The following is a 13,120-nucleotide window of genomic DNA, read 5'->3' on the forward strand; positions in this document are numbered from 1 at the left end:
ATAACCAACTAACAAGATAGTGAATGTCAAACCAAGATCCAAATCTCAGTCGAGAACAAGAAAAGTACGAAAACCCAGTCCCTAGTCGTGAGTTTATACTTACTCACCTTCAAGAGCGTTCAAAACCTGCTAACTACGCGCAATTATGTGAAGAACTAGCAGTAAACGATGACGAACGCCAAATAGCATTTAAACGCCGCCTTCGCGCTATGGAGCGTGACGGACAGCTGTATTTTAATAAATTTAAATGCTATGCCCTAATTGACGAAGCCGGTTTAACCAAAGGCAAAGTAATAGGCCACAGAGACGGTTTTGGCTTTTTAGAAGTTGAAGGCGAGAGTAAAGATTGGTTTATTGCTAAGCACCAAATGAATATGGTGTTACATGGCGACATTGTACTAGCTAAAGGCACTAAACGTGGCTCTGGCTCAAAATGCGATGCACGTATTATAAAAGTGCTTACTAACGAGCGCGCGCCAATTGTTGGCCGTTACTTTGTTGAGCATGGTGTTGCCGTTGTGGTAGCTGAAGACCCGCGCATAACGCAAGATATAATGATTTTACCAGGCAACGAAAACGGTGCCCGCCATAACCAAATGGTGCAGGTTAAAATCACTCAAAATCCAAGCCGTAACATGAACGCGGTAGGTAAAATTATTGATGTACTTGGTGAGCATTTAGCCCCAGGTATGGAAATTGAAGTCGCACTGCGCAATCACGATATTCCACATGTATGGCCAGAAGAAGTTGAAGCACAAGTTGCTCACCTAGGTGAATTTGTTGAAGACGCTGACAAAAAAGGCCGCGTAGATTTACGTGACTTACCACTTGTAACCATTGATGGCGAAGACGCTCGCGATTTTGATGACGCCGTATACTGTGAACCTAAAAAATCGGGTGGCTGGCGCTTATGGGTTGCCATTGCCGATGTATCGCATTACGTAGGAATGAACACGCCGCTTAACAAAGAAGCAATTTTGCGTGGTAACTCAGTGTATTTCCCTGAGCAAGTAATTCCGATGCTACCAAAAGTGCTTTCTAACGGATTATGTTCGCTTAATCCAAAAGTAGATCGCTTATGTATGGTTGCCGAAATGACCGTATCGAGCGCGGGTAAACTTTCGGGCTATAAGTTTTACGAAGCGATAATGAACTCGCATGCACGTTTAACTTACACCAAAGTAAATGCCATTTTACAAAACGACGAAAAACTACGCGAAGAATACTCAGCCGTAGTGCCACATTTAACTGACTTACAGCAAATGTATATGGCACTTAAAGCTGCACGCCAAGACCGTGGTGCCATTGAGTTTGAAACCCTAGAAACACGTTTTGTATTTAACGCTCAGCGTAAAATAGAATCAATAGTGCCTGTTATTCGTAACGACGCGCACAAACTGATTGAAGAATGTATGATTTTAGCCAACGTATCGGCGGCTAAAATTCTTGAAAAGCACGAAGCAAGCGCGCTTTATCGTGTGCATGACGAACCAGACAGCGAAAAACTAGGTAACTTTACTAAGTTTTTAGGCGAGTTAGGTATCGAAAGTACATTAAGCGACGAGCCAACGCCAAAAGAAATAACCCAAGTATTAGCGCGACTAGGTGACCGCCCAGAAGCCGAGCTTATTCAAACTATGCTACTGCGTTCAATGAAACAAGCTGTATATCAGCCAGATAACATTGGTCACTTTGGTTTAGCGTTATCGGCTTATGCGCATTTTACATCGCCAATACGTCGTTACCCAGATTTAGTAGTACATCGTGCTATTAAAGCAGTTATAAAAGCACAAGGTCAGCAAACGTCTGGCGAATACGCTTATACCGACGACGAAGTTGATCAACTTGGTGAGCAGTGTTCTACCACAGAGCGCCGCGCCGATGATGCAACTCGCGAAGTAGCGGATTGGCTTAAATGTGAGTTTATGCAAGATCACGTAGGTGACGAGTTTGACGGTGTTATTTCATCGGTCACTAACTTTGGTTTGTTTATTCGTTTAGACGATTTACAAATTGATGGGCTTATTCATGTTACTAATTTAGGCGATGAGTTTTTTGCGCATGATGCTGCAAAACACACCCTAATAGGTGAGCACTCTCACAAAGTTTATCGCCTTGGCGATAAAGTAACAGTAAAAGTTGCGTCGGTTAGTTTAGACGATCGCCGTATCAACTTAACGCTTAAAGGCGATGTTGCACAAGACAGATACTCACGTCGTCGTGCGCCAAAAAAAGGCTCAGGTAAATCTGAGCATGCGCCAGCAAGTGTGCGTTCGCAATTAAAAGCAGGCAAAGTACCGGGTAAAAAGTCGCACAGTGATGACAAACCAAAAGGTAAAAAAAAGCCAGCAAATAAAGATAAAGGCAAGCCTGCAAATAAGTCTGCAACTAAACCCGCAGATAAAAAAGCAGTAGACACTGCCGTAAAGAAAAAGCCGAAGAAGAAGGCTGTTAAAAAGCCTAAAAGAGCTGGCAAAAATGCCCGTAAAAGTACTAGCCCAGGAGCAGATAATACGTGAGTAATGAATTAATTTTTGGCTTTCACTCTGTTGAAGCAATTTTAGAAAGCGAGCCAGAGCGCTTTGTAGAAATTTACGCCCTTAAAGGTCGTGACGACAAACGCTCAACTCCGATTATTGATGAAGCACGTAAGTTTGGTATTTCAGTACAGTTTATGCAGCGTAAAGCCCTTGATAGCAAATCAAAGGGTGAGCAGCATCAAGGTATTATTGCCAACGTAAAAGCAGCGCCAACGTTTAACGAAAAAGATCTTGATGCAATAATTGCTCGTGAAGACACACCGTTTTTACTTGTGCTTGATGGTATTACCGATCCGCATAACTTAGGCGCATGTCTACGTAGTGCAGATGCTGCTGGTGTTCACGCTATAATTGTACCTAAAGATCGCTCTGCCAAGCTTAACGGCACAGCACGTAAAGTAGCTTGTGGCGCAGCCGAAACAGTACCGCTAATTCAAGTGACTAACCTTGCACGTACGCTTCGCGAAATTAAAGATGCAGGCGTATGGGTTGTAGGCACTGCTGGCGAAACTGATAACCACGTATTTGATGCAAGCTTAACGGGGCCAATGGCTATTGTTATGGGCGCAGAAGGCGAGGGCATGCGACGCTTAACGCGTGAGCATTGCGATATGCTCGTTAAAATCCCAATGGCGGGTACTGTTTCAAGCTTAAACGTATCGGTAGCCACGGGTATTTGTTTGTTTGAAGTATTACGCCAACGTAACGCAAATAACTAATATATAAAACGATAAGTTTTATGTATTAAAAAGCCGAGATTGAAATTCAATCTCGGCTTTTTTGTATCTGTAATTTGCGCTTTAACTTTGCACCAATTGTATTGAATTGGTGCACTATTATAGCGATAGGGAAATAGCTCTATAGCAAGGCAAAAATAACGAAATATAGTTGTTCTTATATCAGTTATTTTTAACGCAGCTGGTGAACCGTTTATCCTATGCAAAGCGCAGGTAAACGGTTTAATAACAAGGCAATAATTTAGATGTGTAGTGTTCTTACATAAAAAATTATCAACGCTGTTAGTGAACCGTTTATCTCATACAAAGCGCAGGTAAACGGTTTAATAACAAGGCAATAATTTAGATGTGTAGTGTTCTTACATAAAAAATTATTAACGCTGTTAGTGAACCGTTTAACCAGCTTTCAATTTAGAATGAGTAAGTGTAGCCCATCTGTACAGTACGCGGCTTACCTGGTTGAATGCCACCGTTTGAACGGTTAGCAACGTATGTTTTATCAAACAAGTTATCAACGCTTAGGTATACTTTTTGATTTTCATCGATTAAGTATTTAGCAGCTAAATCCCATACTACGCGGCTATCAATTGCGTTTAAGCCCGACTGCGTTAAGTTAGCATGCGCATCAGATACGTAACGTATTTGGCTGTTAACTACAAACGCAGAAAACTCAGCACCTAACGATAACGCTACTTGGTTTTCTGGTACGTAAGGCATTGCATCGCCTTTTTCTACCGTGCCCCAAATTTCTGAATCAAAATCGTTTTTAAACTCAGAGTCTGTGTAGGTATACGTTAATTTAACTGGGAACATAGCTGTATCAGTTGCAAACGTACGTGCTGCACTAAATTCAAAGCCCGCTACTTCTACTTCACCGTAGTTGTATTGGTCGCCAATGTTGTCGTCGCTACAACCAACCGCTGCAGTACAGTTACCGTGCATGTTGCTGTAGTCAGAGTAAAACGCAATTACTTCACCGCTAAAGCCATCCATATTAAAGCGAGAGCCAAACTCAATGTTTACACTTTCTTCTTCTTCTTGGTCAGCATTACCAGGTGCTGCTGGTGCATAACCTTTTTGAATGCCCGCAAGTAGCGTTACGTTTTCGTTAAGCGTGTAAGTAGCACCTAGTGACGGAACTAAAATTTCAGTGTCGTTCGACACATCTTTAGTTAAACCGTTGCTGCGTGTTGGATCTGATTTAGACCACTCTTCACGCGTAATAGTAATGTCTTCATAACGAAGACCTGCACTTACTACTAATGCATCAATTGTCCACTCGTCTTGAATAAACAATGTACTTGCTTCTGCGCTATCTACACGGTTGCTGTCAGAGCCCGGAACGCCTTGCTCTGTAAGCGTTAAGCTTAGGTCTTGATTAAGTGTGTATTTGTCTTCCCATTGAAAACGATCCATTTCGTCTTCGTGGTAACGTACGCCAACAGTCACATAGTGATCGCCTGCAGGAATATGTAATTCAGACTGAATACCTTTAGCTTGGTAATCGCGGTTATTAGCTTTAATACCAATACCTTCAATACCTTCGCTTGTCGGGTTTGCTTCAAATTCACTGTATTGCTCAAGGTAGCTTTCGCTTACTTTGCTGGCTTTATACCAGTTACGATGAAAATCGTTTAAGTAAGCCGTAGCTAAAAACTCATAGCCATCACCAAAACGGTACGCGTAGTTAAGTTGGTATGCGTTGTGGCGAGTATTCATTTCATCGTTTTGCGATGCAGCATAACGACGGTAAGGACTTTCTTGATAGTCTTCGTCAGTTAAGCCCATGTATGTTTCGTCTGATGTTTCGTCAGAGTACTTAATTTTTAGCTCAAGATTATGCGCATCGTTTTGACCAAACGTATGGCCAAACTTTAATAGTAAATCTGTTTTTTCAAAGCCGGTGTTGTCATTACCTACTGGCAGCTCTTTAAAGCCGTCTGCGCCGTAAGTAAATACTTCAATTAAGCCTGCTGTGTTGTTTTTTTCTTTACCGAAGTAAGCGTGACCTTTGTAGTAACCATCACCACCAAGGGCTGCATCTACCATACCTTTTGAGCTATTTGGCTCAGTAGGTAAGCTGCGCGAAAGTAAGTTTAAAACACCGCCCGTAGTACGCGGGCCGTACTTAACTGATGCCGCGCCTTTTAATACTTCAATAGACTCCATACGACCCGTAGTAGGGAAGTAGTAAGCAGATGGTGCTGAATATGGTGCTGGTGCAACTAATACACCGTCTTCCATTACTGATATTTTATCGTTACGGCCAGTACCTGTGCCGCGCATACCAATATTAGGACGAAGGCCGTAGCCGTCTTCTTCTTGCACGTACACGCCCGGAACAGACGCTAAAACGCGAGAAATATCAGTAAATTTGAATTTTTGAAGTTCTTCATCAGAAATAAACGTAGCCGAACCAGGAATATCGTTAATTGCTTGTTCTGAGCCAATAACGGTAATTTGTTCAAAGCGTTGTTCTTTATTGCTGGTGTCTTTTGCTATTGCAGTAGCACTAAAAGACAAAGCAACCGCAGCTGCCAGGGTAGATACTAAAAACTTAGGGTTCATTGTGTTCCTAATCATGTCAATTATCTTAATTGGCGTAATTTGAACACGTTAACGAATACGAATCAATGTTATTAAGTGTTTAATTATTCAGTTTAATAGAACTAAAAGCACCTACTTATGCAACTTTGTTAACTAAATTGTTTCTTTTGTATTAGTTTGTAATTGCTTTACTCGTTATAAAGTTTTGATTAGCTATAACCTAAACGTAGCGCTATAAACTCCGCGAGTTTGTCTACTGCATGGTCAGATTCACCCGAACTTTTAATTAAACTAATACCAATATTACCAAGCGTGGGTAAATGTTTGGTTTGAACTTGATAGTTAAGCTCACTCGGTACTGTGCTTTTAGCAAGTACGGTAATACCTAAGCCTTCTTTTAATGCAGCAATAAGGCCGGTTAAATCGGCGTTGCTATATACAATTCGGTATTTTATGCCCGCACTTTTTAATGCATCAATTGCACGGCGACGATAAATACACCCCTCTGGTGCGGTAACTAGCGTAACCACGTCGTTTTGCGCAAGTGACAGGTCGCCCACCCACACCAGCTCGTCTTGCATAAAAATAGGAAACTTATCAGAGTTGAGTCGCTCATTTAGCGCAAGTACTAAATCGAACTGATCTTGGCGAGAAGCCGAAAGTAAATGTTTACTTAAACGCGACTTAACTTCTAACGACACCTCAGGGTAGAGCGCCACAAAGTCACCAATAATAGAAGGTAAAATACGCGCTGCAAATTCGCTCGGAATACCCAAGCGCACTTTACCTGCAATGTTTTCTGATGTGAACTGCTGCAAAATAGCATCGTTGTGTTGCATCATTTGTTTTGCCATAGGCAATAATAGCTCGCCGTACTGGTTTAATACTTGGCGCTGTCCTTGTTTTTTAAATAGTTTATATCCGAGCACGTCTTCTAAGCGCTTTATTTGCAAACTTACAGCAGGTTGCGACAGGCCAAGTAAATCGCCTGCTTTAGCAAAGCCACCTATTTCAACTACCATTACAAAAGTACGTAAACCGTCTGTTGATATGTTTTTCATATTTAAAATTACAATTTATATAGCTATATATATAAGTATTATTTATCAATTGATAAAAAATTACAATTTGTTGTTGGTAGGCGTGGGCAATATACTTTTGTAATCGAAAATACACAGGTGTTTGTTATGACTTTTAACCCAATAATGTTTGCCCGCCACAGCAACGCAAGTAGTGCGGTTACTAACGCTTTGCAAACTAACAACAATCACGTTGTAATGGATTTTAGCGGCACCGAGACCAGTGTATTTTTAAGCACTATTTTAGGCCTTGATTTAACTAAGCTTACCGCAAGCGGTTTAGGCTTAAAAGGCACGCTTGATGGCGACTATAATTCTGACTTCAGCTTTGCTGTTTATTACTTTAGCGAAACCGCCTTTAGATTCGTACTGCCACACAACGCAAGCCTTCAACTACAAGCACTTATAAACGAGCAACAACTACGTTTTGATATTGATTATGTAGTACGCACCGACCTAGCAAGCTTTATTTTAAGTGGCGACAACGCGTTTGATACTCTAGTAAATGCTTTTAAATTAACACCCGGTTTGCGCCTTTCTGACGCGCAACTATGCTACGGTGCGCAAAGTGGTGATGTATTTATTACCGCCATTGATAAAAACGACGAACAACACTTTGTATTAGTCGCTAAACAACAAGAATTACAAAAATGGCAAAGCTACATGCAAGCGCAAGGTTTTGCACTTATGCATAGTGAAGCCGCATAACGAATACAAACAACAGGTGAACGTAACAATGTTTACCTGTTTTTAATTGCGATTAAGCAATTAAAGTCTATTTAAGCCACGCCCTAAACAGGGTTAATTTAAACGTGAAGGAATGTTATGACTTCTAAAACTGTACTACATGCTAAGCACCTAGAAGCGGGCGCTAAAATGGTTGATTTTCATGGCTGGGAAATGCCAATCAACTACGGCTCACAAATAGAAGAACACAATAGCGTGCGTACCGACGCAGGTATGTTTGACGTATCACACATGACTATTGTTGATATTGAAGGGCCTCAAGCACAAGCATTTTTACGTAAGCTAGTAGCTAACGACGTTGCAAAATTAACCGTACCAGGTAAAGCGCTTTACACAGGCATGCTTAACGAGCAAGGCGGTGTAATAGACGACTTAATTATTTATTTCTTTAGCGAAACCTTTTACCGCCTAGTTGTTAACTCAGCAACGCGCGAAAAAGACCTAGCTCATTTAGCTAACGTATCGAGCGACTTTGACGTAACGGTTACAGAGCGCCCTGAGTTTGCAATGATTGCAGTACAAGGCCCTAACGCTAAAGCAAAAACAGCCACTCTTTTAAATGCTGAGCAACAAGCAGCTGTTGAAGGTATGAAGCCGTTTTTTGGTGTTCAAGTAGGTGATTTATTTATTGCCACAACGGGTTATACTGGCGAAGACGGTTACGAAATAGTAGTACCGAACGACCAAGCAGCCGATTTATGGCAACAACTGCTAGACGCAGGTGTTAAGCCTGCTGGTTTAGGTGCACGCGACACGCTACGTTTAGAAGCAGGTATGAACCTTTACGGCCTAGATATGGACGAAAGCGTATCACCACTTGCAGCTAACATGGCATGGACCATTGCATGGGAACCAGAAGATCGCGACTTTATTGGCCGTGACGTACTTGTTAAGCAACGCGCAGAAAAAAGCACTGACAAACTAGTTGGCTTAGTGTTTGAAGAAAAAGGCGTTTTGCGTAGCGGTTCTAAAGTAATTGTTGACGGTGGGATAGGGGTTATTACCTCAGGTACTTTTTCACCAACACTTGGTTTTAGTGTAGCCCTTGCACGTGTACCACGTTCAACAGGCGATACAGCTCAAGTAGAAATGCGTAAAAAATTAGTAAACGTTAAAGTAGTAAAGCCTAGCTTTGTACGTAACGGTAAATCAATAATTTAAATAATTTGGTTATACCAATCACAATAATTATTGCGATTGGTATCCTCCCAATATAAACCAAAGGACAAATAAAATGAGCAACATTCCTAGCGAGTTAAAATACGCACCTTCACACGAGTGGGTTCGCAATGAAGGCGACGGTACATTTACTGTTGGTATTTCTGAGCATGCACAAGAACTTCTTGGCGACATGGTATTTGTTGAATTACCAGAAGTTGGCGACGAAGTAGACGCTGGCGAAGACTGTGCAGTAGCAGAGTCGGTTAAAGCAGCATCAGACATTTACGCACCAATTAGTGGCGAAATTGTTGCTATTAACGAAGAACTTGAAGATTCACCTGAAACAGTAAACAACGACGCTTACGGCGACGGTTGGTTATTCCGTATTAAAGCATCTGACGAGTCTGAGCTAGACAACTTATTAGACGCTGAAGGTTACTCGCACACTATCGACGAAGAATAATCATTTTTTGAAGATAACTAAAAGCCCCGTTTAATGTATAAAAATGGGGCTTTTATGATTTTACAGCTCACCACCCCATACTGAGTGAACTGTTAAATCGTCAAATATTTTAATTAATGCTAGTTACCCATTAGCATTTAGGATCATAGGAATCTGGATTCATGTCAAACGCCAAATCTCTTGAAGAACTAGAGCAAAAGCAAGATTTTATTCGCCGCCATATTGGGCCAAGCCCAGCACAAGTAAGCGATATGCTAAGTGCTTTAGAAGTATCGAGTGTGCAAGAGCTCATTGACCAAACTGTACCGGCTAGCATTCGTCTAGAACAGCCGCTAACAGTTGGCGAAAGCCGTACTGAAGTTGAAACACTAAGCTACCTAAAATCAGTAGCAAGCAAAAATAAAGTTTTCAAATCGTACATTGGCCAAGGCTACCACCCAACTAACGTACCGCACGTAATTTTACGTAACGTACTAGAAAATCCAGGTTGGTATACAGCGTACACACCGTATCAGCCAGAGATTGCTCAAGGGCGTTTAGAATCATTATTAAACTTCCAAACTATGACCCTAGATTTAACCGGACTTGATTTAGCAAGCGCATCACTACTTGACGAATCAACAGCCGCTGCAGAGGCTATGGGCCTTGCAAAACGTGTATCAAAAGCTAAAAAAGCCAATGCCTTTTTTATTGCCGACGACGTACACACACAAACAATCGACGTAGTAACAACACGTGCCGAGCAGTTTGGTTTTGAAATAATTGTAGGTAAAGCAGAAGATGCCGTTAACCACGACATTTTTGGCGCATTGTTCCAATATCCAACTACATCAGGCGAAGTGGTAGACATAACAGACCTAATTGCTGGCGTACAAAGCAAAAAGGCCATTGCCTGTGTTGCTGCCGACATAATGAGTTTATTACTGTTAAAAGCACCGGGTAAACTAGGCGCAGACGTAGTACTTGGTTCGGCTCAACGTTTTGGCGTACCTATGGGTTACGGCGGCCCACACGCAGCATTTTTTGCAACACGGGACGCATACAAACGTTCATTACCAGGTCGTATTATTGGTGTATCTAAAGACCGTTTAGGTAACGACGCACTACGTATGGCAATGCAAACGCGCGAACAACACATTCGCCGCGACAAAGCCAACTCAAACATTTGTACAGCGCAAGTATTACTTGCCAACATGGCAGCGTTTTACGCGGTGTACCACGGCCCACAAGGCTTAAAAACTATCGCGCAGCGTATACATCGCTTTGCTGATATTTTAGCAACAGGCCTTAAAGCTAAAGGCATCGCACTTAAGCACAGTACTTGGTTTGATACGCTAACAGTAGTAAGCGACAGCAAAGACGACGTAACAGCACGTGCAATTGCAAAAGGCGTAAACTTTGCAACAAATCACGAAGGCGAGTACTCAATTTCGGTATCAGAGACAACAACACGCGCCGATATTACTGAGTTATTCGATATTATTTTAGGCGAAGGCCATGGCCTAAGTGTTGACGCTATTGCAGCCGACGTTGAAGCAAATGGCAGCGAGTCAATTCCTGCAAGTTTAGTACGTGATGACGAAGTACTAACGCATCCAAACTTTAACAGCTACCACAGCGAAACAGACATGCTTCGCTACATTAAGCGACTAGAAAGCAAAGACTTATCGCTTAATCACTCAATGATCTCGTTAGGCTCATGTACCATGAAACTAAACGCGACCGCCGAGATGATCCCAATTACGTGGCCTGAGTTTGCAAACCTTCACCCATTCTGCCCGCTAGACCAAGCAGAAGGTTACCAAATAATGATTGGCGAGCTACACGACTGGCTAGTAAACATTACCGGTTACGATGCAGTATCACTACAGCCAAACTCTGGCGCACAAGGTGAATACGCAGGCTTAATCGCGATTCGTAAATACCACGAGTCACGCGGCGATGCACACCGTAATGTATGTTTAATCCCAAGCTCTGCGCACGGTACTAACCCTGCATCAGCGCAAATGGCGAGCATGAAAATTGTGGTAGTTAACTGCGACAAAAACGGTAACGTAGACATGGTTGACCTTAAAGCGAAAGCTGAGGAAGTGTCTGAAAACTTATCGTGTATTATGATCACATACCCGTCTACGCACGGCGTATACGAAGAAACAATTCGCGAAATTTGTGACATTATTCATGAGCACGGCGGCCAAGTTTACATGGACGGCGCAAACATGAACGCGCAAGTTGGCGTAACAAGCCCAGGCTTTATTGGCTCAGACGTATCGCACTTAAACTTGCATAAAACATTTTGTATTCCACACGGTGGCGGTGGTCCAGGTGTTGGTCCAATTGGTGTTAAATCACACCTTGCGCCGTTTATGCCAAACCACAGCGTAATTAACGTACCAGGTACTAACATCGGTAACGGTGCAGTATCAGCAGCGCCTTACGGCTCAGCCGCTATTTTACCTATTTCATGGGCTTACATTACCATGATGGGTTCAGAGGGCTTAAAACAAGCTACTGAAATGGCTATCGTTAATGCTAACTACTTAACGCATGAGCTAAGCAAGCACTTCCCAATTTTATACCGTGGTCGTAACAACCGTGTTGCTCACGAATGTATTGTTGACTTACGCCCACTTAAAGAGCTATCAGGCATTACTGAAATGGACGTAGCTAAGCGCCTGCAAGACTATGGCTTCCATTCACCAACTATGTCGTTCCCAGTAGCTGGCACATTAATGATTGAGCCAACTGAGTCTGAATCAAAAGGTGAGATTGACCGCTTTATCGAAGCAATGGTGTCAATTAAAGGCGAAATTGAAAAAGTAATCTCTGGCGAATGGTCAATCGAAAACAATCCGCTAGTGTTTGCACCGCATACACAAGGCGACGTATTAGGTAACGAATGGGACCGCGCGTACGACCGTTTTTACGCTGCATTCCCAGTACCTGCAGTAGCTAAAAACAAGTTTTGGCCAACCGTTACACGTATTGATGACGTATACGGCGACCGTAACTTAGTATGTTCATGCCCTGCGGTTGAGACTTATCGCGACTAAGAGCAGAGACTAATTTTTGAACTTTAATGGGTAGTAAGTTCCATTATAGTTTGGGAATTTATCAAAATTATAAAAGCCGTTGCAGCAATGCAACGGCTTTTTTTTGTGTGGTGATTCGCCATAAATAATATGGCGTAGGTTGGGAAGAGTGCAACGAAACCCAACAAATCACAAATATACTTACTCGCTCAAAAGCCAAGAGTATGTGTTATTTATTGTAGGCGTTTAGCTTGCTGACGCGCGGGCGGCAGCCTTAAAGTTATAAATAACATTGTGCGATCGTAGCCTTTAGGCTACATTTGTTCAGCAAGTTGAATAAATAGGAGTAATTACTATGGCGCTACAAACATCAGATTTTAACCCGTTTGACTATATGGAAACACAGCAAGAAATTAATACATTTTTAGAAGAGTGTTTAGCTGATGATGACCCAAATACCTTTATTGACGCACTCGGTTTATTAGTTAAAAAACATGGTGTGAGTGATATTGCGAAAGCAACGGGGTTAAACCGTGAAAGCTTATATAAAGCAGTTAACGGTAAAACCAAGCCACGTTGGGAAACTATTTTTAAAGTGATGAAAGCACTTAACTTTCGCCTTACAACACAAGTAGCGTAAGTTAGGCAAAGTGAAACGAAACCCAACAAATCACAAATATACATACTCGCTCAAAAGCCAAGAGTATGTGTTATTTATTGTAGGCGTTTAGCTTGCTGACGCGCGGGCGATAGCCCGAATAAGTATTTGAATAGGTGTTTAAGGTTATCATCACCGATAATGTGAATACGTTTC

The 13,120-nt window shown here is 42.1% G+C and carries 9 protein-coding genes; 7 read left to right on the forward strand and 2 right to left on the reverse strand.

Translation table 11 applies throughout. From position 1 onward, the window contains the following. The first annotated feature begins 23 nt into the window (after positions 1-23). Positions 24-2,519 carry a ribonuclease R gene (gene rnr, locus PARC_RS03425; RefSeq protein ID WP_010554320.1) on the forward strand — a complete coding sequence of 832 codons (2,496 nt, stop codon included), beginning with the start codon at positions 24-26 and terminating at the stop codon, positions 2,517-2,519. Beyond that, positions 2,516-3,259 (forward strand): 23S rRNA (guanosine(2251)-2'-O)-methyltransferase RlmB, encoded by a 744-nt coding sequence (gene rlmB / locus PARC_RS03430; RefSeq protein ID WP_007378377.1) that lies wholly within the window; start codon positions 2,516-2,518, stop codon positions 3,257-3,259. Before rnr ends, rlmB begins: the two co-directional genes overlap by 4 nt. Before the next feature lie 429 nt (positions 3,260-3,688). Here rlmB and PARC_RS03435 read toward each other — a convergent pair whose 3' ends face one another. Both PARC_RS03435 and PARC_RS03440 read right to left on the reverse strand, forming a co-directional pair. After that, positions 3,689-5,845: a TonB-dependent receptor family protein gene (locus tag PARC_RS03435; RefSeq protein ID WP_010554321.1), complete on the reverse strand. Its 2,157-nt coding sequence runs from the start codon at positions 5,843-5,845 to the stop codon at positions 3,689-3,691. Positions 5,846-6,033: 188 nt separating this feature from the next. Continuing rightward, complete coding sequence (locus PARC_RS03440) at positions 6,034-6,885, reverse strand: LysR family transcriptional regulator (RefSeq protein ID WP_007579940.1); 852 nt, start codon at positions 6,883-6,885, stop codon at positions 6,034-6,036. A 126-nt stretch (positions 6,886-7,011) separates the two neighbouring features. On the opposite strand from PARC_RS03440, the gene PARC_RS03445 reads away from it, so the two are divergent. From PARC_RS03445 to PARC_RS03465, 5 genes are all read left to right on the forward strand, one after another. Then, positions 7,012-7,611: a hypothetical protein gene (locus PARC_RS03445; protein WP_010554322.1), complete on the forward strand. Its 600-nt coding sequence runs from the start codon at positions 7,012-7,014 to the stop codon at positions 7,609-7,611. Positions 7,612-7,728: 117 nt separating this feature from the next. Beyond that, on the forward strand, positions 7,729-8,811 hold the full coding sequence (gcvT, locus tag PARC_RS03450) for a glycine cleavage system aminomethyltransferase GcvT (protein WP_010554323.1): 1,083 nt from the start codon (positions 7,729-7,731) through the stop codon (positions 8,809-8,811). A gap of 73 nt (positions 8,812-8,884) precedes the next feature. Next, positions 8,885-9,274, forward strand: a complete 390-nt coding sequence (gene gcvH, locus PARC_RS03455; protein ID WP_002958029.1) for a glycine cleavage system protein GcvH — start codon at positions 8,885-8,887, stop codon at positions 9,272-9,274. Between the two features lie 161 nt (positions 9,275-9,435). Next, positions 9,436-12,327 (forward strand): aminomethyl-transferring glycine dehydrogenase, encoded by a 2,892-nt coding sequence (gcvP, locus tag PARC_RS03460; RefSeq protein WP_010554324.1) that lies wholly within the window; start codon positions 9,436-9,438, stop codon positions 12,325-12,327. Between the two features lie 334 nt (positions 12,328-12,661). Further along, positions 12,662-12,946 carry an addiction module antidote protein gene (locus PARC_RS03465; RefSeq protein ID WP_002958032.1) on the forward strand — a complete coding sequence of 95 codons (285 nt, stop codon included), beginning with the start codon at positions 12,662-12,664 and terminating at the stop codon, positions 12,944-12,946. Positions 12,947-13,120: the final 174 nt, after the last annotated feature.

Source organism: Pseudoalteromonas arctica A 37-1-2 (genome assembly GCF_000238395.3).
GTDB classification, from domain to species: Bacteria; Pseudomonadota; Gammaproteobacteria; order Enterobacterales; family Alteromonadaceae; genus Pseudoalteromonas; species Pseudoalteromonas arctica.